Raw genomic sequence first — 22,724 nt, forward strand, 5'->3', positions numbered from 1 at the left:
ATCCCTTGCCCGCAGGCCGACCCGCTGCTACAAGGGCGTCTCGCGGGCCAGCACGATCGTTCGGTCGCGGGGCAGCTCGATGAGGTCGAGCGGGTCGGGCGCGAGGCGGTCGAGCGCCAGGAACAGAACCTGGGCCCACCGAAACATTTTGCTGGTGTTGTTGAACCGGGGCACCGGCGTCGAGATGAAGAACGTCGCCCGGGAAGCAGCAAAGTCATCCAACGCGTTCTTGTCGACCGCGCGCGCCTCTGTGAGCAGTGTCGTCATGCGTGGATGCTCGCGGAAGCCCACCTTGGCCACCACCCGCACGATTCCGGAGGGGAACGTCTCGACCGTGATGCGCTTGTTCATACCGAGCGTGGTCGGCACATCGACCGTCGACCAGCTGAGCAGAATGGCGCGTTTCTGCAGAGCGTGGTTTCGAGTGACCATTGTTCGAAGTGCCACGGGCACGATGGTGGGGTTGCGCGTGATGAAGACCGCGTCACCCGAGACCCGGTACAGGTCTGCCTTGTGGCTGGCGATGAAACTCTGAAGCTCGTCGATCGGCATCTCACCGAGGCGACGGGCAGCGCGGATGCGCTGTTGGCCGGCCCACCACACCGTCATGATCGTGAACACAATTGCGCCGATGGCCAGCGGAAGCCACCCGCCAGAAGCCGCCTTCGGCAGGTTGGCCACCAGAAACGACACAGTGACGACAAGGATGCCGCTCGCAACGACGATTCTCACGGTGATGCGCCGCGAGTGCGCCCAGCTCCAGGCGATGTAGACGACAGTTGTGATCGAGATGGTGGTGGTGACGGCGATTCCGTACGCAGATGCGAGGGCGGCCGAGCCTTGGAAACCGATGGTGACCGAGAGAACGGCGACAGCGAGCAGTGCGTTGATCGCCGGAACGTAGATCTGGCCCTCACTCTTGGCCGAGGTGTGGATGACCCTCAGCGGCGGGAAGAACCCGAGCCGCCAGGCCTGGTGGATCACCGAATACGTTCCCGAGATGACAGCCTGCGAGGCGATGATCGTGGCGATCGTGGCGAGGATCACCATGGGAATCTGGCCCCAGCCGGGCACGAGGCCGAAGAAAGACGCTGCCGCGCGGTGCGGATCCCTGATCGCCAGGCTGGCCTGGCCCAAGTAGTTCAGTACGAGTGCAGGGAATACGACGAAGACCCATGCCTGAGTGATGGACTTTCGGCCGAAGTGCCCGAGGTCTGCGTACAGCGCTTCGGCTCCCGTGACAGCCAGAACGATCGCGCCGAGCGCGAGAAACGCCGTTCCCGGCTGTTCGGCGAAGAACATGATCACCCAGTGCGGAGAAAGAGCCTGAAGCACGGCCGGGTGCTGCAGGATCGACGCACCACCGGTGACGGCGAGGGTCACGAACCAGAGCAGCATGATAGGGCCGAAGAGACGCCCGATGGTTCGGGTACCGAACTGTTGAATCGCGAAGACGCCGACAAGGATCACAACGGCAATCGGCACCACGAGAGACGCGAGCTCCGGCTGAACGAGTTCGAGCCCCTCGACGGCCGACAACACGGAGATCGCCGGTGTGATGACGCTGTCACCGAGGAACATCGCCGCGCCGACCATCGCGACGACGGTGAAGACCGCGACAGTGCGCGCCTTGAGACTGCTACGACGCAAGAGACCGAACAGCGCGAGCAGCCCGCCCTCACCCCGGTTGTCGGCGCGCATCAGGAAGCGCACGTACAAGACGGTAACGATCAGTGCGAGGGCGTACAGGATGGTCGCTGTAGAACCGTAGATGTAGTCGGTGGTCGGCCCGGCAGTGCCAGAACTGCCGACGCCGAAAGTTGTGGATGCGGCGTACAGCGGGCTGGTGCCGATGTCGCCGAACACCACACCCATTGCGGCGATGACGGGCCCCGCCGCCAACGCGGGTTTGCGGGCGTTGAACTTACCGAACGTCACTTGCGATCCTCCAGGCCGACACGAACACCAGCGCAGCTTATCCTCCTGGGCGGGCACTCCAGCGCCGAACGCCTCGATGGCGTGAGGGGGCAATCGCAGTCTGCATCTGCAGCCCGTTCAGAGGTACGGTTGAGGATGCCCGTTTCGCCAGAAGTATCGACTCAGCTCCAGCGGAGGTAGTTCAGCTCTGATGGCCCAAAGTTTCGTAGTGACAGCGAATGCGCTGACTCTGACGGAAGCGCATGAGTCGGCACTTTCCGGCCCGTTTCTGCGGTTTCTCGACATAGATGGTGCGGCTGTCTCGACCATCGGCGCCGTGCTCGGCTCTGAGACGATCTCGGCGAGTGATGCGCTGGCTGCCCGACTCGACGAGATTCAGTTCGACCTGGGCGAGGGTCCCTGCTGGGATGCGCTCAGCACCGCGAACCCTGTGCTCGAGCCTGACTGGATCCATCACGAGCGCTCATGGCCTGGGTTCGAGGCCGCTCTCGGCGTCAGCAGCGTCGGTGCGCTGTTCGCGTTTCCTCTCATGATCGGGCCGCTTCGGCTGGGAGCCATCGATCTGTACACGGTTCGCCCCAAGATGCTGAGTGACGAGCAGGTCTCGCAGACGCAGTTGCTGGCAAAAATCGTCAGTCGAATGGTGCTCAGGCGCGCATTGCGGCTGAGTGAAGACGAGTGGGTCGACCCACCCGACACAAAGTATTCCCGACGGGTTGTTCATCAGGCAACGGGTGTCGTTCTTGCGCAGCTTCGCATTGCACCCGATGACGCACTTCTCCTCATCAAAGGGCACGCTTTCTCCGCTGGTCGCAGCGTGATCGACATCTCGACCAGCATCGTCGACGGGCGGCTGAAGATTACGAACGACCTCATTGAGACGAAGGACTCAGATTGACGAACACGACGAGAGAGAATCTTCTCTTCGAAACTTTCACGACGGTTTCTGACACGTTGGTCGACGAATACGATGTCGTCGAACTGCTGCAGACCCTCGTCGACAGCTGCACCGAGATCTTCGACATCGCCGCCGCGGGTATTCTGCTCGCTGACAAAGACGGCAGCTTAGAACTGATCGCATCGACAAGCGAGGCGAGCCGACTGGTCGAACTGATGCAGCTCTCTGCCGTCGCTGGGCCGTGCATCGAATGCTTCGCGACCGGCCAGACCGTGTCGGTTCCCGATATCGGTGCCAGTCCAGACGAGTGGAGCGAGTTTCGCGACAGCGCACTCGATCAGGGCTTCTCCTCACTGCTCGGCATTCCGCTCCGGCTTCGCGACGAAGTCATCGGCGCGCTGAACCTCATGCGGGTTGAGACCGGCGAACTTGCCGAAAGAGACGTGCGCGCAGCCACGGCCCTCGCGAACGTGGCGACGATCGGCATTCTGCAGGAACGAAACGTACGAGAAGTCGGCCTCGTGAGCGCGCAACTCGAATACGCTCTGAGCTCGAGGGTGATCATCGAGCAGGCAAAGGGTGTTCTGTCACACACGCACACGATTTCGACTGATGAAGCCTTCAACCGCCTGCGCGGCTACGCTCGCGGTCACCACCTGAAATTGGCTGACGTGGCCCATCAGGTCGTGGCGCTCGAACTGCACGTCTGACGCCACCGCCTGCATGCCGTCATGGGGGTAGACCCAGCAGCGTTGCCTGTTCTACCCTTCTACTACCCGTTAGTCGCGCGCGCACCAAGACCCTGTCTGTTCTTGACCCGGCGGATTTCGACGGGGAGACCGTGCCTGAAACTGGTGCATCGTGGTACGGCCCACGCGTGGCGGCTTTCTGGTCGCGGGTACTGGGCGACCGTTCGTCGACAACGGAGCGCCGAACGCCCAGCGGGCGCAATCGCTCAGGCGAGTGGCTGTCGGCCTCTGCGGGGCACGCCCCAGACAACGATGAAGTCGAGACAGAGCATCCGGAAGGCGAACGGTGGTTCACCGCCATTCTCGAGTACCCGGGGCAACAGCGGCCGTTCGTACTGCACGAAGTTCAGTTCTTCGGCAGCGCGCCTCCCGAGGAGATCAGCCGGCTATGCGAAGTCGACAGCACTACCGAGTTCTTTGTGCTCATCGACGCCCGGGCCTGGCCCACGGTCGCTCGGTACGCTCGCGATTTCACACGCCCCGCTTCGGGCCATCAGTAGGCTGGCCGGGTGAGCGCCCCACGCGCTGGTCGTCGTCGTTGCCGGGGGTCTGCGTACCTGCTTCGAATTCGGCGATGACGGCAGCGCGAATCTCTTTCGTGAGCGCGTGAATGAGCTTGGTCACATCAGTGTTCTCGACCAGCATCTGCTCTGTGGTCGAGTAGTCCCGGTCGGCCTTCGCCTGCTGGAACGCCGCCTGGCGGTTCTGGCCGATCATCACGAAGGTCGACAGGAAGATCGCCTCGAGCGACACGATCAGGGTCAGTGTCGGCCACGGGCTTGCCTCGAAGAACAGCATCCACGCTGCGAACAGCACGACGTGCAGATAGACGAAGTTCATCGAGCCGGCAAACGCCGTAATGGCGTCGGCGATACGGAGCTGGATGCTCGCGGCCCTGATCTCCGCCTGGTGAAGCACGGCCGGGTGCGTCGTCTGCGGGTTGCTGTCTTCGACGATCTTCGACGGCCGAAGGCTCCGGCGGCGACGCGCGGTGGGCTGTGGCGGGGCGGTGGTTGTGGGCATACGGCGTCATTCTCCTTGGTGGCGGCCATGGTGGCTTCTCCTGCACGGCCATCTTGAAATGTACTGCGTCAGCGCCCGCGCCAGGGGCGATTTCAGGTGAGAGAAAAATCAGAGAGACCGGCCTCATCGCGAGTCGGCAGAAGGGGCAACGCTTCGCACGAGGCGGTCGGCGATGAGGGCGTCAGAGGCGGCCCAGAGTCGCGCCGCTTCTGCCGGATCGAGGGCGTAGTCAGCGAAGCCGCGTCGCACTCCTGGTACGAGCGCGACTGCTTCGTTGCAGTCTTCGAAGTAGCGACCGCCGATGCCGTCGAGGAGGGGCGACGACGCGAGAAAGACCGTCGTCGCAGCGCCCTGCTCGATGGTCTTCATCGAGACACCGGTGCTGCTGGCAATGCCGGGGGCAACAGAGGGGGGTGTGCTCGGGAGGTGCCGCATCAGACCTGTGGTCGGGATGCGGCCGGGGTTGAGGGCATTCGCGGTGATTCCGTCTGCGGCCCACCGTTTGCTGGCTTCGACTGCGAAAAGGATGTTTGCGGTCTTCGATTGCCCGTACGCGGCCCACTCGTTGTATGGGCGGCGTTCGAACATGAGGTCGTCGAAGTCGATCTTGCCGTCGATGTGCCCGACGGAACTCACCGACACGACTCGGGCGTTGCCGGCCGCAGCGAGGCCACGGTGAAGGCCCGACGCGAGGGCGAAGTGGCCGAGGTGGTTCGTGGCGAACTGCATCTCCCATCTGTCAGCGCTCTGCCGGAGTTCGGGCAAGGCCATCACACCGGCATTGTTGACCAGAATGTCGAGCGGCCCCACCCAGCCCGCCACGAAACGGCTGACAGAATGCTGGTCAGACAAGTCGAGCTCGCGCACCTCGACCTGGGTGCCGGTGCTGGCGCTTACCGAGTCGGCCACCGCCCGTGCCGCTTCGACATTCCTCACCGCCAGAGTCACGAGTGCCCCCGCAGAGGCGAGAGCTCGGGAAGTTTCTCTGCCGAGCCCTGACGAACCGCCGGTGACGATGACTCGCTTGCCCGTCAGGTCGATTCCTGCGATCACGTCAGAGGCAGTCGATTCTGCGCCGAACGGTGTGATGATGCGATCTGTCATGACTCCCCCACGTTGTGCCTGTCGTTCTCCACGGTCGAACTGACCGCTGTGAGCTATCGTCGCACTCTCACCGGCACAGCCCGGTCTAAAATTCGAGAGTGAGCTATATCGTCGACGACACCCGTGACCGAATCGACATCGACGTGGTCTGGGGCGCACTGCGCGAGGCATACTGGGGCAAATGGCGAAGCCGCGACGACGTCGCCACTCAGATTCGGCAGGCGTGGCGAGTGATCGGTGCCTACGACGAGCAAACCGGTGAGCAAGTCGGCTTCGCACGCGCCGTCTCAGATGGCCTCGGCTTCGCATATCTCGCCGATGTCATCGTGCTCGAGCAGCACCGCTCACACGGCCTGGGCAAGCGAATCGTCAAGGCCATGATCGACGATGGCCCCGGGGCGAGCTTTCGGTGGACCCTGTTCACCAGCAACGCCCACGGCCTCTATGAGCAGTTCGGATTCGCAGCGCCCGGGCCAACTGCCCTCGTTCGCCCGGCGGCCGCGCTCCCCGCGCACCCGACGCAGTCGGCACTGCTCGCCTGAGTCGCCGGCTGGCGTCGGCTGAACCCGCAAGGGGCGGTCCGCGCCGGATGTCTGGTCAGCTAGCATTTCGGGATGACGCACCCGACTCCAATCGAAGACGTGACGATCGGCGGCGACGTCATTCGTCTCGGGCAGTTCCTCAAGTTCGCAGGGTTTCTCGACTCGGGTGGTCAGGTGAAAGACGCCATTGCCGAGGGCCATGTGATGGTGAACGGGGAAGTCGATCTCCGCCGCGGGCGGCAGCTGCAGCTCGGCGACATCGTCACGTTGGAGGGGCGCAGGGTGCGCGTCTGCCCCTGACCATATGATCAGTGGCATGGCCATTCCCGACATGCGCAACAACGAGACCGGGCTGATTGGCGATTGTGAAGTTCTGGCTCGTCATTCAGAGCTGAGAGATTGGGCCGGGCCCGCATGACAGGCCAATGCCCAAGGCGTCTCCGAAGCCGTGCTCGAAGGCGTCAGCCGGGCCCGACAGCAGTTCATTCATTCGATGACAACTGAGGCGGGGCTCCGATGATGTTCTCTGCGGGTGAGTGGGTCAGAAACCATTTCTTTCTCGCCTGCCTCGGCTTCGTCGCACTTCTTCTGGTGGGCATCTCCGTCAGTTCGGTTTTCGCCACGCACTCGGGTAATTCGTGGAATCAGCAGTTCCTCTCCTCGGTGCGCAGTGGGTCGAACGGCGAAGACGCGGGCCGAACTGACGCCGACCTCATTGCTCTCGGCAATTCCGGATGCACAGAACTGAAGTCTGGGCGCGCCACGCTGTCGTCCCTGACGAACGAACTCATCGCCAAGGGCTACGGAGCCGACCTGTCGAACGCCGTAGTGGAGGCGGCCGAGCACCAGTTCTGCCCGCGCTGGACGGGCAGGTGACCACTCTTCCGCGACGGAGTGCGCCGCCCCGCCCGCCGCCCAGCTAGCCTTGATTCATGGATCTTCAGCTCAGTGGTCGAGTGGTGCTCGTCGTCGGCGGTGCCGGGTACATCGGCGCAGCGATTGTGGCGCGGGCGCGCGAAGAGCAGGCCGTGGTCGTAGTGGCGTCGCGCCGCGCGGTTGACGGCATTGTGATGGATGCCCGTGACGACGAGTCGGTGGCCGCGGGCGTCAAAGCCGTGATCGAGCAGCACGGCCGGCTCGACGCCGTTGTGGTGACGGCCGCCCCCAGCGCCCGTACACTCGACGCGTCGAAGAACGGTGACCCCGGGCAGGTGGCTGAGGCGTTCGATGCGAAAGCGATCGCGTTTCTGAGGGTCGCGAACGCCGTGGCGCCGGTGATGCGAGCGGCCGGGTACGGCCGCATCGTGGGCATCAGCGGCCAGAACGCCTTCGTCACGGGCAACATGGCGGGATCGATTCGCAACGCAGCGCTGATCATCGCGGCGAAGAACCTGGCAGACGACCTCGCCGGCACCGGTGTGAGCGTCACGACGGTGAGCCCCGGCGTGGTGGCCGACAATCCGGCGACGGCGGTCGAGCCGGGTGCGGCCGGGCAGTCGTCTCCCGCCCAGATCGCCGACCTGGTTACGTTTCTGGTTTCACCGCGCGCCGCGGTCTCGGGTGAATCGATCGCAGTGGGGCATCGGGTTCGCGGGGCGATCAGCTTCTAGCCAGAGATATCGAACGGCGCGCTCGTCGTCGCGGCGCACGCGCAGCGCGTTCACTAATTCTCGTCGGTCGCCGGCTCGATCCGGCTTAAACAGATATGGCCCCGAACGAATTCAGGGCCATATCTTCAGTGGGCGGTACTGGGATCGAACCAGGACGAGAATTTCAGAGTGAACGCAGCGCGTTCACTAATTCTCGTCGGTCGCCGGCTCGATCCGGCTTAAACAGATATGGCCCCGAACGAATTCAGGACCATATCATCAGTGGGCGGTACTGGGATCGAACCAGCGACCTCTTCCGTGTCAGGGAAGCGCGCTACCGCTGCGCCAACCGCCCATTGCTTTGTGTTGTTCTTCTTGTACGGTTCTTCTTGTACGGTTTTATTTGTCTTGAGCGAGGTGGCGACGGGATTTGAACCCGTGTGGACGGCTTTGCAGGCCGCTGCCTCGCCTCTCGGCCACGCCACCATTTAGAGCGTTGCCCCAAAGGTACTACTACACTCGAGCGGATGACGAGATTCGAACTCGCGACCCCAACCTTGGCAAGGTTGTGCGCTACCACTGCGCCACATCCGCAAAACTGCTGCTGTTTTTCTTTTTTGCTCGCATTCCTGCGTGCTTGGAAGACTCTACCTGAACCCCGATCACAAAACCAAACCGAGCGGATCGCGTGTCGTAATGAACCGGTCTGACCGGCCGGTCGAAGCGCTGGTGTGATTCGGCCGCCCAGTTTCGAGTAGTATCGATTCGCACGAGTTTGAACGTGAACTCGGGCGATTGGCGCAGTTGGTAGCGCGCTTCGTTCACACCGAAGAGGTCATCGGTTCGAGTCCGGTATCGCCCACACAGGCATTGTGTGACACAGGCAGTTTGCAACACAGGCAGTTTGCAACGCAGGCAGTTTGCAACACAGGCAGCTTGCAACACAGGTTCTGCGAGGTTTCGTGGGAAGCATGTCATGAGGTTCAACGAACTCGTCGCCAGGCCCGAGCTGGGCATCCAAGTCATCGTCGCCGCTGAGAACGCGTCAGAACGCATGGTATCCGGGGCGTACATCACCGATCTGCCCGATCCGTCACGCTTTCTGACTCAGGATGATCTGGTGCTCACGAGTGGGTTGTGGAGCCAGCGCCCGGGAGGTTCCCGTCAGTTTCTGGGCGCCCTCGCCTCGCAGAAGGTGTCGGCGGTCGTTATCGGTCTCATCGAGATCGGGCAGCTACCCCCCGAGGTGATCGACCTCTGCCGGGAACTCGGCCTGACCCTCGCGACGCTGGCCGAGAAGGTGTCGTTCAAATCGGTGAGCGACGCCATCGAGCAGGGTCAGCAGGGCTCCCCCGGTGCAGTCGCCGCACGGCAGGCCGAACTCGCGAGCAGCCTGGCCGACGTTCTGGCGCGCGGCGACGGAGCCCGAGCCGCCCTTAGAGTGTTCGCCGATCGTTTCGCCGAACAGTTCGCCGTGTCGGCGTGGGTCATCGACGATCGAGGAACCCCGATTGCCGCGGTGGGCTGCTCCCCCAGCCGTGCGCATATCGCCGGTGTCTGGAACCATGCACTGGAGGGTGGCACGTCACGCGTGACCTCCGTGACGACGGCGGGGGTCACCTCGTCGATCTGGCCGCTGGTGGCCTCGCAGAACCGCCCCGCCGGTTCGCTGGTGTTCGACGGCGACTACCGCGAGTTGCCCGCAGAGGTTCGCGGCGGGTTCGACACCCTGGTGGGTGCGCTCCGCGTGGAATTCGAGTTCTCGCTTCGCTGGCGGGATGCCCGGCGCAGCAGGGTCAGCGAGCTCGTACAGTTGCTCGTCGATGACGCCGTCTCGCCCACTGAGCTGGCGACACGGCTGCGGCTCGAGGGGCTCGACCCACAGTTGCCTACGAGTGTGGTGGTGGGTGAGGTTCACGGCCACGGGTTTCCGGCCGAGGCGGCGCTCGAGGTGATGAACCGGCTGTTCTCGTCGCAGACCACGCAGGTGATCGGGTGTGTTCTCGCCGATCAGCCGGTGCTGCTCGTCAACGGCGAGGGAGCCACGACCGCGGGCGAGCCCAGCCGGTTCGACGCGGCCGTGCGGGCACTGGCTGAAACGTACCTGCCGCTGCTCGCCGGTCGCCAGCTGCGGGTGGGCCTCAGCGACGCGATGGCCGGGGTGAGCGCCCTGGGGGCGGGTTACGCTGTGGCGCGGGAGCGCTTGTCGGGGGTCACGGGTGACGAAGCGGTGCTGCTCGGCACGGCATCGAGCATCCAGAGCCATCGGGCCCTTCTGGGCATGCTCGGCGAACGCACGCGCACGTCGTTCGGTGCCCTGGTACTGCGGCCGTTGGTCGAGTACGACGCCAAACACGGCGCGGCGTTCGTCGAGACGTTGCGCGTCTTTCTGAACACGGGCGGCGCCTGGCAGGAGGCGGCCCGGTCGCTGCACCTTCACCCCAATACCCTGCGCTATCGCATCGCGCGAATCGAAGAGCTGACGGGGCGCGATGTGAGCTCGATGGATGACCGGGTCGACCTCTACCTGGCCCTGGCCTGCCTTTCGACCTGAGCTCAGGGGCCCGGCCTGAACACGAGATTCTCGAGTCCGAAGGCCTGCTCGTCGGCCACACGAACCATCGTGGGAGCCAACACCTCGTCGATGACCAGCTCAGCCGTGTAGTGCGTGACGGCGCCGAGCAGGTGCCCGGCGTAGGCCAGTCCGCCCTCGTCTTTGACGCCGAGGGCCACGTGCAGATGTACGCGGGGTTCGCCGGCGTCGGCGTTCCAGACGATCGAACCGCTGCCGGTGCCCTCGGTGTACGCGACGGTCACTTCGGCGCCGAGGGGAGGCTCGGGATCGGTGGCCGGATTCGTAGTGGCAATGAGGCGAGCCGAGCGAAACGCGCCCAGAAACATCGCAATGTAGCCCTGCCTGATGCGGTGCAGGATGCACGCGTCGACGATCGACCGAATCACGTCGTCGCCCGGCTGCAGCACGACCGCCACGCGACGGCCGCAGACCAGCTCAGCGCTGAGCACGGGTGCTGGGGGTCGTGCTGACGGCTACGGCTGTGGTGACGGCTACGGCTGTGGTGACGGCTACGGCTGTGGTGACGGCTGCCGGGAAGAGAAGCATCACGTGGCGTCGGGCTGCGTGGGGAGAGGGCGGCATGGCGGTTTTCCTTGACTGTCGGCGGATCGCGTCGCTCACGCGATCTGTTCCTCCTAAGCAGAGCACGCGGGTGCGCCTGGTCTCTTCGGAGCATCGCCCGAGATGTCGACGTCGTCGCCCGCTGGCGTTTGGTGGATTCGACAGGCCACAGCGGAACGCCGCGCAGGGCAGGGCGATACCGTTGTTCGTGTGAATCCTGTGACTGATCTGCCTGATGTGTGGCCGACGACCGGCTGGCCGACGACCGCGTGGCCCCCGGCCGCCGTGAGAACCGCGATGGGCGGCGATCTGCCACGCATGGTGCTGAAGAATTCGGCGCTGGTACACAATGTCGACCTGATGAGCCGGTTCTGCGCCGAGGCGGGCGTCGAACTCGCGCCTCACGCGAAGACGCATCTCTCAGAGGAATTGTGTCGGCGTCAGCTCGCGGCGGGAGCATGGGCGATGACTGCGGCGACCACGGCGCAGGTGCGCCAGCTCGTGACGTTCGGTGTGCCGCGTATCCTGCACGCCAACGTGCTGGTCGACAGCGCCGCGATCGAGTTCGTGGCAGAGACATTTCTAGCAGAGCATCCGGTAGCAGAGTACCTCTGCTACATCGACTCGGTCGAGGGTGCTGAGTTGCTCGAACGCGAACTCGGACGGCTGCAGCCCGCCCGGCGGCTGAGGGTGCTGCTCGAGGTGGGGTTCACGGGCGGCCGCACCGGAACCCGCAGCGCGGCAGATGCGCTCGCCCTCGGCCGCCGCGTGGCGAAGTCGGGTCTGCTCGAACTCGCGGGCGTGGCCGGGTTCGAGGGACTGATTCCACTGGCGGGTGGAGCGTTTCCGCCCGGCGCCCGGGAACTGCTGGTGGCGATGCGCGAACTGGTGGTCACGCTTCACGACGAGGGTCTCTTCATGTGCATCCCGATTGTCACGGCCGGAGGCAGCTCGTACTTCGACCTTGTGGTGACCGAGCTCGGGCCCGGCGCGGTCGACTTCGAGACCATCTGCGTTCTGCGCAGTGGCTGCTACATCACCCACGACCACGGCGTCTACGAACGAACCTCGCCCTTCGGCCTGGCGCGCGACGACAACCCCGCAACCCGCTTCGAGCCGGCCTTCGAACTGTGGGCGAGTGTGCTCTCAGAACCCGAGCCCGGGCTCGTGATCGTGGGGTTCGGGCGCCGCGAAGCCCCCACTGACGACCGGCTTCCCGTGCTGCTGGGGGTACTGGATGCCCTCTCCCCCGATGCCACCACCGAAACCACCACTGCTACCACCACCGACACCACCAGCTGGGTCATCACCGGCGTCAACGACCACCACGCCTTCCTGCGCGTTCCCACCGAGACCCGACTCTCCCCCGGTACCGTTCTGCGGTTCGGAATCAGCCACCCGTGCGGCGCGTTCGACCGCTGGCGCACTATCGCTCTGCTCGACGACGACGGCTGCACCATCGGCGCCATCACGCCGGCACTGTAGCCGTTTCGGCTTATGCTGGGCGCATGACGTCGAGTATCAACGCCCGGGGCCTGCGGTGACGGGCGTTTTTCCGAGCATCCCGACACCTCGGCGAACGACCGACGAAGAAGACCGGGTGCGCGCCGGAGTGCTTCGCTACGTTCGGGAGGCCGCCGAGCGCCACGCCCCGCTGCCCGGCGAAATGGAGTTGAGCGTCACGCTGGGCTGTTCGCGCCAGCAGTTGCGGCACTCTCTGCTCGAGCTCGAACGAAGTGGGGTGTTGCGCCGCCGCCAGGGCGCCGCGACGACGGTCGACCCCATGGCGCTGCGCATGAGCGTGCGCATGGAGGAGCAGTTCGAACACGCAGAACTGCTCAGCCGCATGGGCTACACAGGCACGGTCGAGGTCGTCTCGACGGCTATCGAGGCGCTGCCGAAAGCGATCGCGGCCCTGCTCGAGACGGGGGTCAGTACCCAGTGCAGCTTCACGGTGAAGCGCTGGTTCGCCGATGGTGTGCCTGCAATGGTCGCCGAAGACCGCCTCGCGCTGCCGACCGGATTCGACGGCGAAGTTCAGCCCTCGGTGTTCGCTGCGGCGGCGGCGCTGTGGGGCGAGCCTGTCATCTGGGAGATCGCGACGCCGGGTGTGGTGGCTCTGGATGCCCGCATGAGCGCTCTTCTCGACCTGCCTCTCGGCTCCCCCGTTCTGACCCTCGAGCAGATCGGCGTGAGCGCAAGCGGACGCCGTCTCTTCCACACCCTCGAGTACCACCGCCCGGGCCTCGTGAGCTACTCGTTGGTGCGAACCGTGCGGCCGCCCTGGAGCACGGTCTGACCCGACGGTCTTCGCTGGGCCAACTTGTTTACAAGTTCGTCATCTGCTCGCAAAACAGGGCGTGAACCCCGAGCGCAGGATAGAAGGGTGACCCTCCCCTTTCATCTCGGATTCTTCACCTCATTCGCCCCCGACGAGTGGAACGGCCCGCTGTCGTCGGGTGGCGGAGCCTTCGCCGACGGCCGTTTCTACATCGACATCGCACGCGACCTCGAGCGCGCCTGCTTCGACTTCATCCTCTTCGAAGACTCGCTTGCCATTCCGGATGCCTTCGGCGGGTCGACCGACGAGTACCTCCGCGAAGCGCTCGTCGCCCCGAAACACGACCCCGTGCCGCTGTCGGTGGCCGTGGGGGCGAACACCACCCGCATCGGGGTCGCCGCGACCATGTCGACCACGTACTACGCCCCGTTCACGCTGGCGCGGGTGTCATCGACCGTCGACAGTCTGCTCGGCGGGCGTTTCGGCTGGAACATGGTGACCACGAGCGGAGACGCCGTGGCGGCCAACTTCGGCAGCAAACCATTGCCTCCGCACGACGAACGGTACGACCGTGCCGACGAGTTCGTGGCGGCCGCTTCGGCGCTCTGGAACTCGTGGGAGCCAGACGCTGTGATACTCGACCACGAGAGCGGCGTCTATGCCGACCCTTCGAAAGTGCATCCGGTTGACTTCAAGGGCAGATGGCACCAGACCAAGGGGCCGCTGAACACGGTGCGCTCGCCGCAGGGCCGCCCGGTGTTCATTCAGGCCGGCGCGTCAGACCGCGGCCGCCAGTTTGCTGCTGATCACGCCGAAGTGGTGGTGGCCACCGCCCGCGGAATCGAGGGGATGAAGGCCTACCGCACCGACATTCGCCGCCGTATGGAGCTCGCGGGCCGCGACCCCGACAGCTGCAAAGTGCTCTTTCTGGTGACGCCGATCGTCGGTCGAACCGACGAAGAGGCACAGGCGGCGTACACGGCCTTCATGCAGACCCACCGCTTTCAGATCGACGTGCTCGCGCGGCTCTCGGCGTACACCGGGCACGACCTGTCGGTGTACGACCTCGACGAACCCCTGCCGGTGATCGAGACCGAGGGCAGTGCGGGGCTGCTCGCCCGGCTCGCCCAGTGGGGCACGGGCAAAACGCTGCGGCAGTGCGTGATCGAGATGGGGTTTGCGTCGGACTGCATCGACCTGGTGGGCACCGCCGACACCATCGCCGACACCATGGTGGCTGCCATCGACGAGATCGGCGGTGACGGATTCCTTTTCGGCGCCCCCGGTTTTCAGCCGAGCCGCGCGCACATCGCGGGGTTGACCGAAGCGTTGGTACCGGCATTGCAGCGGAGGGGCGTCGTGCGAACGTCGTACGAGTTCCCGACTTTTCGCGAGAACCTGCTGGCGTTCTGACGTGCGCCCGAAACCTCCCGAAACGTGCCCGAAACGACTTCGCCTCTCGCACCGGAGCACCCCCGGCAGCCGCTCGGCCTTTGGTGCGATTCTCCATTGTGTCGCTACATTTCAACTTGTTGACTAGATGAATCTGGCAGCCGTTATCGTCGGATTGTTCGAGTTCTCACAGCTGCGTGAGCAGTGCACATAACCCGCACAAAACCCGCACACCGCGCACTCCGCAGCACGACCCGCTCGCACACACCCCGCCCGCATCCATCAGAAGCCACAGAGGACACACCGTGAAACTTTCCCGCACCGGTCGACTCGCGTCGATCGCCGCACTCGGCGTCGCCGCCGCCATTGCTCTCTCCGCCTGCTCGAGTGGCGCCTCGACCTCGCCCAGCACCTCGGGTGCCGCCGCCAGCTACGGCGACATCGACATTCAGCTCTCCTACCTGAAGAACACCGAGTTCGCCGGTGAGTTCTTCGCCGACAAGAACGGCTACTTCACCTCTGCCGGCTTCAACTCGGTGAGCCTGACGGCCGGTGGCTCGTCGGCCGTGTCGGCCGAAGCCCAGGTCGCGACCGGCAAGTCGCTGATCGGAATCAGCTCGCCGCTCATCACGGCGCCCGCCGTGGTCAAGGGTGCGGCGATCAAGATCATCGCCGCCGACTACCAGAAGAACCCGTTCAACGTGGTGTCGCTGGCCAGCTCACCGCTGACGACGGCCGCCTCGCTGAAAGGCAAGACCATCGCGGTCTCCGACTTCAACACGCTCGCGTGGCAGGCCTTCCTGGCGGCGAACAACCTGACCAGCGACGACGTCAAGACGGTGCCGCAGACCAACGGCCCCGACCAGCTCGCCAGCGGCCAGGTCGACGGATACAACGGGTACACGACCTCGTTCACCGGTACCGTCGGCACAGCCAAGACCCCGTCCGTTCAGTTCTTGCTGGCCGACCAGGGCTTGCCGCTCGTCGGCGAGACCCTCGTGGCGTCGCAAGACACCATCGACAACCACCGCGACGAGCTCAAGGCGGCACTGAAAGCCATCATCAAGGGCTGGAAAGACGCCGTGGCAGACCCCGCCACCGCAACGAAGATCACGGTCGAGACCTACGGAAAAGACCAGAACTTCAACTACGACTCGCAGCTCGCGGCGATCACGATTCAGAACACCCTGATGGTGACCGACGACACCAAGGCCAACGGTCTGCTCACGATCACGCCGGCCCTGGTCGACCAGTCGATCACCGCTTTGAAGCTGGCGAAGATCGACATCACCGCTGACCAGCTGTTCGACACGTCGGTCATCAACGACGTCTACAAGGAGAACCCGGATCTCAAATGATGATGGAGACAACGCCCACAACCGTGTCGGCTGACGCCATCGGTGTCGCCGTAACCGACCTGTCGAAGACATTTCGGCTCGGCCGCAGAAGCGTCACCGCGCTCGACGGCATCAACCTGACGACACCGCGTGGGTCGTTTGTCTCTCTTCTCGGGCCGTCAGGATGCGGAAAATCGACGATTCTCCGCATCCTGGCTGGCCTTGAGACCCCCTCAGAGGGCACCGCGAGCGTGAACGGCGAGGTGGCACGCCGCGGCCGCAGTCGCGAACGCGGAAACCTCGGCATCGCCTTTCAGGATTCGGCGCTGCTGCCATGGCGCTCGGTTCGCACGAACATCCGTCTCCCCCTCGAAATCATCGGCAGACGCGATGACACGGCTGTGCAGGAGCTCATCGACCTGGTCGGGCTCACCGGCTTCGAGAACGCCCGGCCCTCGCAGCTCTCCGGCGGGATGCGCCAGCGCGTCTCCATCGCCCGGTCACTGGTGGTGCGCCCCGACTTCCTGCTGCTCGACGAACCGTTCGGTGCGCTCGACGACATGACCCGCCAGCGCCTCAACCTCGAGTTGCAACGCATCTGGAGCGAGCGGCCCGTCACCACCCTGATGGTGACCCACGGCATCGCCGAGGCCGTGTTGCTGTCAGACTACGTCGCCGTGATGTCGGCTCGCCCGGGCCGCATCGTCGAGATGGTGCCCATCAACCTGCCGCGCCCGCGTTCGGCCGACACGCTTCGAAGCCCCGAGTTCCACGAGATCGTCGACCACCTCAGCGAGCTGCTGTTCGACGCCCATGCGCCGCGCGGCACCGGCATCACCGGCACCGCAGAGGCCTCGGCGTGAGTCGCGAAACCAGCCCCGCCCTGGTGCGGGCGCTGGCCCGGCCGTGGCTCGGCGGCACGGTGGGTATCGTGCTGCTGCTGCTCATCTGGACACTGTTCTCGACCGTGTTGCCCAGCAGTTCGATCATCCCGACCCCGTGGGTCACGGCCGACAGTGTCTTTCGCGACTTCGGCTCGTTCTACCTGCCGAACCTGCGCTCGACCCTCGAACGTGCCGGCTGGGGATACCTCTGGGGCAACCTGGCCGGGCTGCTGGTCGCTTCGATCGTGTTGATCATTCCGAAGCTCGAAGAGGTCGTCACGCAGCTGGGTGTCGTGAGCCAGTGCCTGCCCATCACTGCGGTGGGGCCGATCATCATCCTGATCTTCGGCGGTCGCACGGCCGCCATCTTCCTGGCTGCACTGCTGGTGTTCTTCACCACGATGATCGGCGCCATTCTGGGCATGCGGTCGGCGTCGCGCACGGCGCTTGATCTCGTGAGCGCGTATGGCGGCAGCCGTTTCACGCAGATTCGAAAGGTACAGCTGATCGCCGCGATACCCGCTGTGATCACGGCACTGAAGATCGCCGTTCCGGGAGCGCTTCTCGGCGCCGTGGTCGGGGAATACCTCGGCGGCATCGACAGCGGTATCGGCGTGGCATTGAACGCGGCCCAGCGTGCGGCCACTCCCGACCGGGTGTGGGGCATGAGCATCCTCGCCGGCCTGATCGCGCTGCTGGGCTATGCCCTGGTGGGGCTCATCGGCCGGTATGTGACGCCCTGGGTGCGCCGGGAAGGGGGCAACTGATGCCCACCATTTCACGACTCGTCGTCAACCGTGTGGCCTTGGTTCTGCTCGCTGCCGTCATTGCCACGATCATCTGGATTCTGTTTCTGCAGGTCTTTCACATCAGCCCGCTCATCGGCAAGAGCCCGAGCGACGTGTGGTCGTACCTGTTCAGCGCCAAGAAAGCCGACGCGAACCGCATCGAGATCTCGGGCTACCTGCTCGCGACCATCCGGGACTTCGCGGTGGGGTATCTCGTGGGGCTCGCGGTTGCGTTCGTCGCTGCGGTGTTCTTCAGCCTTTCTGTGACGCTCGAGAACGTGTTCATGCCGACGGCTACGATTCTGCGCTCGATTCCGGTCATCGTCATCACGCCGCTCATCACGCTGCTGTTCGGTGTGGGTATCGGTGGTGTGACGGCGATCGTCACGCTCGTGGTATTCCTTCCCGCGCTGGCCAACGTGCTGTTCGGTCTGCGGCAGGCGCAGGCCCAGCACGGCGATCTGGTCTACGCATACGGTGGCAGCAACTTCGATCTGCTGTGGAAGGTGGCCCTGCCGGGGTCTCTTCCGGCCGTGATGGCGTCGGCACGCATCTCGATTCCGGCTGCGGTCACGGGCGCCATGATCGGCGAGTGGCTGGCCACCGGTGAAGGCCTCGGCGGGTTCATCTCGCGCTCGGCCGGCAGTTTCGGGTACGACGCCATGTGGGCATCCGCGGTTCTGATCACCGGGTTCACGATGCTCGCGTATACCGTGGTGAGCATTCTCGACGCCCTGGTTCAACGCCGATTCGGGGCGTTGTGATGGGCGCTGGGATGGGCGCTGTGACAGACGAGGCTGCAGTCGCCGCCGCCATCGTCGACCTGCTCGTGCGAGGCGGCACCGTGTACGACGGCCTCGGCTCTGCCGGGGTCGTCGCCGACGTGGCCATTGTGGGCGACCGGGTCGTGGCCATCGGCCCCGCGCTCGAAGTGACAGCCGTGCGGGTGATCGACGCGACCGGACTCGCCGTGGCGCCCGGGTTCATCGACCCGCACACGCACTCCGATGTTGTTCCGCTGATGGCCGAGCCGCAGCCGTTCAAGTTGTATCAGGGCGTGACGACCGAGATCGTCGGCAACTGCGGCAACTCTGCCGCCCCGCTCGTCGACGAGGTCGCGGTTGAGCACCACCGGCCCATCTCCTCGACGACGAAAGCCGGGGTCGTGTCGCACCCGCGCACCTTCGGTGAGTATCTCGACGAGATCGAGGCGGCGGGGCCGACGAACCATATCGCGTCACTGGTCGGCCACCACACCCTGCGCATGAGTGCGAACGGCATGGCGGTGGGTCTCGAACCGGGCGCCATCGAGCGCATGGCCGAGCTGGCCGACGAGGCCTTCGCCGACGGCGCGATCGGGTTCTCGACCGGGCTGATCTACGCACCGGGCTCGTACGCGAACGTCGATGAGGTGACTGCGATCGCGCGGGTGGCGTCGCGGTGGCAGCGTGCGTACGCGACACACTTGCGCGACGAAGGCAGCCACTTGGCCGAGGGTATGGCCGAAGCCATCGAGGTGGCGCGACGTGCGCGCGTGAAACTGCAGATCTCGCACTGCAAGGTCGCGGGCATCCAGAACCACGGCACGGCATCGTTTCTGCTCGAGACGATTCGAGCCGCACGGGCCGAGGGCATCGAGGTATTCGGCGATCAGTACCCGTACACGACCGGTGAAACGTTTCTGGCGGCCCTCTTTCCCAGCGCCATTCAGGAAGGCAGCCGCGATCGGATGCTCGACCGATTGAGTGACCCCGACGAACGTGAACGCTGGCACGCCATCGCCCTCGAGGCCGCGACACCGCCCGAGGGAGGGTCGCCCGGATCGTGGCACCAGACCACCCCCGCCGGCGTGACGATCAGTATGCACATCGACCCGGCCCGGCAGGGGCGTACGCTCGCCGAACTGGCCTCCTCGGCCGGTATCACGCCGTGGCAGGCGCTCTGCGACGCGGTGCTCGACGACCCTGCGTCGATGATGGTCTACGAGCTGATGGCCGAGAGTGATGTGCGGGAGATTCTCGCCGACCCGCTGATCATGATCGGGTCTGACAACTCGATTCCGGTGGGGCTCGCTCACCAGCGGGCCTGGGGATGCTTTCCCACGGTTCTCGGCACATACAGCCGTGATCTCGGTGTGCTGGCGCTGCCGGAGGCGATTCGCAAGATGACCTCGGCCACCGCGTCGCAGTTCGGGCTCGTCGGGCGGGGAACGCTGCTGCCGGGGTCGATCGCTGACGTGGTGGTGTTCGACCCGGCGACGGTGGGGCACGCCGGTGGGTCGCCGGCGACTCCGTCGGCTCGGCCCGAGGGGATTTCGTACGTCGTGCTCGCGGGCCACGTGGTGGTTGACGGGGGCGAGTTCACGGGTGAGCGGTTGGGGCGAGTGCTGCGGGCCGGGCATCCGGAGCCGTCAGCTCAGGGCGGCAGCGAACAGAACAACACTGAACAGAAGGCAACAGCATGAGCACGACGACCAGCACCAGCAGCAGCAGCAGCACCAGCACCGGCACCGAGGGAACCCTCACCGGCATCACCGTGTGGAACGGCGAGACACTCGTGGGGCCGAGCACGGTGACGTGGAGCGGAGACCGGCTGACCGACGTGACGCCGGCATCAGCAGGTTCGGCAGCATCAGCAGGTTCCGCAACGTCAGCCGACGCGGCAGCAGCAGACCGCTACCCCGGCCTCTCGCTGATTCCGGGGCTCGTCGACACGCACGTTCACCTCGACACCAGCGTCATCGACGGTGCGGGCCCCGGTGACGCGTGGCCCCTGGTCACGCCGCCCGAGGAGCAGGCCATGCACGTGGCCGCGCACGCACAACGTTTTGCGGCATTCGGCGTGACCACTCTGCGCGACCTCGCGGCGTCGTCGATTCAGATCTCGGTCGGCCGCGCGTTCGACCAGGGTGTGCTGGCGGGGCCGCGGCTGTTGTCGAACGGGCCGGTGGGCATGACGGCCGGTCACGGCGACCTGTTCACTCCCCCGCGTTTTCGCACTCGCCCGCCGGTCGCCGATTCGCCCGACGAGTGCCGCAGACTCGTGCGGGAGTGGGCTCGCGAAGGCGCGACGGGCATCAAGATCTACACCAGCGGCGGAATCCTCTCAATGGGTGACCAGGTGGGTTGGCGCAACCAGACCCGTGCCGAACTCGCCGCGACCATCGACGAGGCGCACGCGCTCGGCATGCTCGTCGCTGCACACTCGCACTCGGCCGAGGGCATCGACATCGCGTTGGCCGAGGGTGTCGACTCCATCGAGCACGGTACAGGAATGACGGATGCCCAGCTCGAGCAGCTCGTCACGGCCAACATTCCCGTGGCGCCCACCCTCATCATCAACGACATCGTTGCGGCAGGCGGCGGCACCATTCGCGCTGACTCGAGTGCGAAAGCGCGCGGAGTGATCGCCGACCGCGACCCCATGTTTCTGAAGGCAGGTCGTGCCGGCGTGCGGTTCGTGCTCGGTACCGATGCCAACGGGCGGTTCGTTCGCAACGGCGGCCAGCTCGATGAGATGCGGCTCATGCAGCAGGCGTTCGACTGGAGCGCCGAGTGCACCCTCGTGGCCTCGACCTCTGATGCGGCGGCCAGCATCGGGCTCGGCGCGACGGTCGGTCTCATCAGACAGGGCTTCGTGCCCGACTTCATCGTGGTGCGCGGGCAGCCGTGGAACGACCTCGGCGATCTGGTTCCCGAGAACATCGTTGCAGTGGTCAGTCGCGGGCGGGTCACCGCGGGCGCCCTGCCGTCGGCTACCGCCTGACGCGCAAATCGCTCCGCATCCCCGCCCCCGAGACTCGACCCGACCCCAACCGACCCGTACCGAACCAGGACACCATGTACATCGACGAAAACGCCATCCGCGCCCTGCCCAAGGCCGAGGTGCACGTGCATCTCGAAGGCTCGTTCGACCTCGCCGACCTCATCGAACTCGCCAAGACGGCCGGTGTTGCGCTGCCCGGCCCGGCAGCGACACTGTTCGACATCAGCACGCACAGTAACCCCGAGGCGTTCACTCTCGGCACGGGCGGCGGCGCTGCCAACGGCATCGGGGTGACGGGGCTCAGCGGGTTTCTGCAGTTTCTCGACTGGCAGGGCGGGCTGGTGGTGACTCGCGAGCAGGCGGCGCGGTTGGCGTACCGGTTCGCTGCGCGGCAGAGTGCCTCGGGCATCCGGTACACCGACGCGATCATCAATCCGACGCACTGGCACGCGTGGGCGGGCAACGTGGCCGGGCTGCTCGATGCGTTCGCTGAGGGATTGGCCGAGGCCGAGGCCGACGGGCTCTGCGTGGTGAACCTCTGTTACTCACTGCTCCGCACCCAGAGCGCGGCCGAAGGCGTTGCCGCGGTGACGTGGCTGGCCGAGGCGCGGCCCTCCCGCGTGGTCGGGCTGTCGATCGATGGTGACGAGCGGGTGGCCGGCCGCACGGGTCCGAAATTCGCCGAGGCCTTTGACATCGCCCGCCGGGTTGGCCTTCGCCGCACGGTTCACGCCGGCGAATCCAGCGGGCCAGAGGGGGTGTGGGATGCGATTCGCCTGCTGCACGCCGAACGCATCGACCACGGTGTGCGGGCCATCGAAGACCCGGCTCTCGTCGACTACCTCGCCGAGCACCAGATTCCGCTCGGCATCTGCCCCCGCTCGAACCTCACCCTCGGCATCTACCCCGACCTCGAGCAGCACCCGCTCGCCGAGCTGCAGCGCCGGGGAGTTCTCGTCACCGTCAACACCGACGACCCGGCGCCCATCGGCACTCGCCTCGAAAGCGAGTGGAGCCTGGTAGCCGGCGCCTACGGTTGGGGAATGATCGAACTCGTCACGCTGGCCCACGCGTCTGTGACGGCAAGTTTTGCTCCGGATGCCCTGAAACAGTCTCTGCACGCCGAAATCGCCCTCGCCGCCTCGTCGCTCGTGCCCGCGCCGGCCTAACCCTCACGCTGCGCCGACGCCCCCTCCGCCCGTTCGCCCCACCTGGCCCTGTCTCTTATACACATCTGGGTTGGCGGGGTGGGGGTGAAAAAAAAAAAGGGGGGGGGGGGGGGGGGGGGGGGGGGGGGG

24 protein-coding genes and 4 tRNA genes are annotated in these 22,724 nt (G+C 65.4%); 19 read left to right on the top strand and 9 right to left on the bottom strand.

The genetic code is table 11. The features are described 5' to 3' along the window. Positions 1-27: 27 nt before the first annotated feature. On the bottom strand, positions 28-1,938 hold the full coding sequence (locus QN358_RS07650) for a KUP/HAK/KT family potassium transporter (protein WP_136641706.1): 1,911 nt from the start codon (positions 1,936-1,938) through the stop codon (positions 28-30). A gap of 190 nt (positions 1,939-2,128) precedes the next feature. Between QN358_RS07650 and QN358_RS07655 the strand changes: the two genes are divergently transcribed. From QN358_RS07655 to QN358_RS07665, 3 genes are all read left to right on the top strand, one after another. After that, a complete protein-coding gene (locus tag QN358_RS07655; RefSeq protein ID WP_136641705.1) occupies positions 2,129-2,836 on the top strand; it encodes a GAF and ANTAR domain-containing protein in 708 nt (235 codons plus the stop codon). 56 nt (positions 2,837-2,892) lie between these two features. Beyond that, complete coding sequence (locus tag QN358_RS07660) at positions 2,893-3,546, top strand: GAF and ANTAR domain-containing protein (RefSeq protein ID WP_323512021.1); 654 nt, start codon at positions 2,893-2,895, stop codon at positions 3,544-3,546. A gap of 131 nt (positions 3,547-3,677) precedes the next feature. Then, positions 3,678-4,085, top strand: a complete 408-nt coding sequence (locus QN358_RS07665) for a hypothetical protein (RefSeq protein WP_323512022.1) — start codon at positions 3,678-3,680, stop codon at positions 4,083-4,085. On the opposite strand, the gene QN358_RS07670 is transcribed toward QN358_RS07665, so the two are convergent. After that, positions 4,057-4,608 (bottom strand): DUF1003 domain-containing protein, encoded by a 552-nt coding sequence (locus tag QN358_RS07670; RefSeq protein WP_323512023.1) that lies wholly within the window; start codon positions 4,606-4,608, stop codon positions 4,057-4,059. The two genes, QN358_RS07665 and QN358_RS07670, sit on opposite strands and share 29 nt — an antisense overlap. 123 nt (positions 4,609-4,731) lie before the next feature. After that, positions 4,732-5,712, bottom strand: a complete 981-nt coding sequence (locus QN358_RS07675) for an SDR family NAD(P)-dependent oxidoreductase (protein WP_136641701.1) — start codon at positions 5,710-5,712, stop codon at positions 4,732-4,734. Between the two features lie 98 nt (positions 5,713-5,810). Between QN358_RS07675 and QN358_RS07680 the strand changes: the two genes are divergently transcribed. The 4 genes from QN358_RS07680 to QN358_RS07695 all read left to right on the top strand — a co-directional run bounded on the left by QN358_RS07680 (position 5,811) and on the right by QN358_RS07695 (position 7,864). Beyond that, positions 5,811-6,254, top strand: a complete 444-nt coding sequence (locus tag QN358_RS07680) for a GNAT family N-acetyltransferase (protein ID WP_136641700.1) — start codon at positions 5,811-5,813, stop codon at positions 6,252-6,254. 72 nt (positions 6,255-6,326) lie between these two features. After that, complete coding sequence (locus QN358_RS07685; RefSeq protein WP_136641699.1) at positions 6,327-6,554, top strand: RNA-binding S4 domain-containing protein; 228 nt, start codon at positions 6,327-6,329, stop codon at positions 6,552-6,554. 216 nt (positions 6,555-6,770) lie between these two features. After that, positions 6,771-7,130: a DUF732 domain-containing protein gene (locus QN358_RS07690; protein WP_136641698.1), complete on the top strand. Its 360-nt coding sequence runs from the start codon at positions 6,771-6,773 to the stop codon at positions 7,128-7,130. Positions 7,131-7,186: 56 nt separating this feature from the next. Then, positions 7,187-7,864, top strand: coding sequence for an SDR family NAD(P)-dependent oxidoreductase (locus tag QN358_RS07695; protein ID WP_136641697.1), 678 nt, complete (start codon positions 7,187-7,189; stop codon positions 7,862-7,864). A gap of 262 nt (positions 7,865-8,126) precedes the next feature. On the opposite strand, the gene QN358_RS07700 is transcribed toward QN358_RS07695, so the two are convergent. The 4 genes from QN358_RS07700 to QN358_RS07715 form a co-directional block, all read right to left on the bottom strand. Next, positions 8,127-8,198: transfer RNA gene (locus tag QN358_RS07700), tRNA-Val, on the bottom strand. Positions 8,199-8,258: 60 nt separating this feature from the next. Next, positions 8,259-8,329 (bottom strand) — tRNA-Cys (locus tag QN358_RS07705). A gap of 36 nt (positions 8,330-8,365) precedes the next feature. After that, positions 8,366-8,437: transfer RNA gene (locus QN358_RS07710), tRNA-Gly, on the bottom strand. Beyond that, on the bottom strand, positions 8,417-8,668 hold the full coding sequence (locus QN358_RS07715; protein ID WP_136641696.1) for a hypothetical protein: 252 nt from the start codon (positions 8,666-8,668) through the stop codon (positions 8,417-8,419). The genes QN358_RS07710 and QN358_RS07715 overlap by 21 nt, the downstream gene beginning before the upstream one ends. Between QN358_RS07715 and QN358_RS07720 the strand changes: the two genes are divergently transcribed. After that, positions 8,633-8,705 (top strand) — tRNA-Val (locus QN358_RS07720). The genes QN358_RS07715 and QN358_RS07720 overlap by 36 nt on opposite strands. A gap of 114 nt (positions 8,706-8,819) precedes the next feature. After that, positions 8,820-10,397: a PucR family transcriptional regulator gene (locus QN358_RS07725; RefSeq protein WP_323512024.1), complete on the top strand. Its 1,578-nt coding sequence runs from the start codon at positions 8,820-8,822 to the stop codon at positions 10,395-10,397. Positions 10,398-10,399: 2 nt separating this feature from the next. On the opposite strand, the gene QN358_RS07730 is transcribed toward QN358_RS07725, so the two are convergent. Next, positions 10,400-10,867 carry a PPC domain-containing DNA-binding protein gene (locus QN358_RS07730; RefSeq protein ID WP_136641694.1) on the bottom strand — a complete coding sequence of 156 codons (468 nt, stop codon included), beginning with the start codon at positions 10,865-10,867 and terminating at the stop codon, positions 10,400-10,402. Further along, a complete protein-coding gene (locus QN358_RS07735; RefSeq protein WP_161580387.1) occupies positions 10,854-11,000 on the bottom strand; it encodes a hypothetical protein in 147 nt (48 codons plus the stop codon). Before QN358_RS07735 ends, QN358_RS07730 begins: the two co-directional genes overlap by 14 nt. Before the next feature lie 198 nt (positions 11,001-11,198). Between QN358_RS07735 and QN358_RS07740 the strand changes: the two genes are divergently transcribed. From QN358_RS07740 to QN358_RS07785, 10 genes are all read left to right on the top strand, one after another. After that, positions 11,199-12,464: a hypothetical protein gene (locus QN358_RS07740; protein ID WP_323512025.1), complete on the top strand. Its 1,266-nt coding sequence runs from the start codon at positions 11,199-11,201 to the stop codon at positions 12,462-12,464. A 55-nt stretch (positions 12,465-12,519) separates the two neighbouring features. After that, entirely contained in the window at positions 12,520-13,278 is a 759-nt protein-coding gene (locus QN358_RS07745; RefSeq protein ID WP_136641692.1) for a GntR family transcriptional regulator, read from the top strand. An 87-nt stretch (positions 13,279-13,365) separates the two neighbouring features. Further along, positions 13,366-14,673 (top strand): NtaA/DmoA family FMN-dependent monooxygenase, encoded by a 1,308-nt coding sequence (locus tag QN358_RS07750; RefSeq protein ID WP_323512026.1) that lies wholly within the window; start codon positions 13,366-13,368, stop codon positions 14,671-14,673. A gap of 284 nt (positions 14,674-14,957) precedes the next feature. Further along, a complete protein-coding gene (locus tag QN358_RS07755) occupies positions 14,958-16,010 on the top strand; it encodes an ABC transporter substrate-binding protein (RefSeq protein WP_323512027.1) in 1,053 nt (350 codons plus the stop codon). After that, on the top strand, positions 16,010-16,852 hold the full coding sequence (locus QN358_RS07760; RefSeq protein ID WP_416351969.1) for an ABC transporter ATP-binding protein: 843 nt from the start codon (positions 16,010-16,012) through the stop codon (positions 16,850-16,852). Before QN358_RS07755 ends, QN358_RS07760 begins: the two co-directional genes overlap by 1 nt. Then, positions 16,849-17,640, top strand: coding sequence for an ABC transporter permease (locus QN358_RS07765; protein ID WP_323512029.1), 792 nt, complete (start codon positions 16,849-16,851; stop codon positions 17,638-17,640). The genes QN358_RS07760 and QN358_RS07765 overlap by 4 nt, the downstream gene beginning before the upstream one ends. Then, positions 17,640-18,425 carry an ABC transporter permease gene (locus QN358_RS07770; RefSeq protein ID WP_323512030.1) on the top strand — a complete coding sequence of 262 codons (786 nt, stop codon included), beginning with the start codon at positions 17,640-17,642 and terminating at the stop codon, positions 18,423-18,425. Before QN358_RS07765 ends, QN358_RS07770 begins: the two co-directional genes overlap by 1 nt. A 20-nt stretch (positions 18,426-18,445) precedes the next feature. Further along, a complete protein-coding gene (locus QN358_RS07775; protein ID WP_323512031.1) occupies positions 18,446-20,125 on the top strand; it encodes a D-aminoacylase in 1,680 nt (559 codons plus the stop codon). Then, positions 20,122-21,426, top strand: coding sequence for an amidohydrolase family protein (locus tag QN358_RS07780; protein WP_323512032.1), 1,305 nt, complete (start codon positions 20,122-20,124; stop codon positions 21,424-21,426). Before QN358_RS07775 ends, QN358_RS07780 begins: the two co-directional genes overlap by 4 nt. 74 nt (positions 21,427-21,500) lie before the next feature. Next, positions 21,501-22,595 carry an adenosine deaminase family protein gene (locus QN358_RS07785; RefSeq protein ID WP_323512033.1) on the top strand — a complete coding sequence of 365 codons (1,095 nt, stop codon included), beginning with the start codon at positions 21,501-21,503 and terminating at the stop codon, positions 22,593-22,595. Positions 22,596-22,724: the final 129 nt, after the last annotated feature.

The sequence above is a fragment of the Subtercola sp. RTI3 genome (assembly GCF_035018625.1).
In the GTDB taxonomy this organism is placed as follows: Bacteria; Actinomycetota; Actinomycetes; order Actinomycetales; family Microbacteriaceae; genus Subtercola; species Subtercola vilae.

Coding starts and splice junctions, on each gene's coding strand:
- QN358_RS07735 (WP_161580387.1), bottom strand. CDS start 11,000: ATGCCGCCCTCTCCCCACGCAGCCCGACGCCACGTGATGCTTCTCTTC.
- QN358_RS07785 (WP_323512033.1), top strand. CDS start 21,501: ATGTACATCGACGAAAACGCCATCCGCGCCCTGCCCAAGGCCGAGGTG.
- QN358_RS07670 (WP_323512023.1), bottom strand. CDS start 4,608: ATGCCCACAACCACCGCCCCGCCACAGCCCACCGCGCGTCGCCGCCGG.
- QN358_RS07780 (WP_323512032.1), top strand. CDS start 20,122: ATGAGCACGACGACCAGCACCAGCAGCAGCAGCAGCACCAGCACCGGC.
- QN358_RS07685 (WP_136641699.1), top strand. CDS start 6,327: ATGACGCACCCGACTCCAATCGAAGACGTGACGATCGGCGGCGACGTC.
- QN358_RS07675 (WP_136641701.1), bottom strand. CDS start 5,712: ATGACAGATCGCATCATCACACCGTTCGGCGCAGAATCGACTGCCTCT.
- QN358_RS07725 (WP_323512024.1), top strand. CDS start 8,820: ATGAGGTTCAACGAACTCGTCGCCAGGCCCGAGCTGGGCATCCAAGTC.
- QN358_RS07690 (WP_136641698.1), top strand. CDS start 6,771: ATGATGTTCTCTGCGGGTGAGTGGGTCAGAAACCATTTCTTTCTCGCC.
- QN358_RS07655 (WP_136641705.1), top strand. CDS start 2,129: ATGGCCCAAAGTTTCGTAGTGACAGCGAATGCGCTGACTCTGACGGAA.
- QN358_RS07770 (WP_323512030.1), top strand. CDS start 17,640: ATGCCCACCATTTCACGACTCGTCGTCAACCGTGTGGCCTTGGTTCTG.
- QN358_RS07760 (WP_416351969.1), top strand. CDS start 16,010: ATGATGGAGACAACGCCCACAACCGTGTCGGCTGACGCCATCGGTGTC.
- QN358_RS07695 (WP_136641697.1), top strand. CDS start 7,187: ATGGATCTTCAGCTCAGTGGTCGAGTGGTGCTCGTCGTCGGCGGTGCC.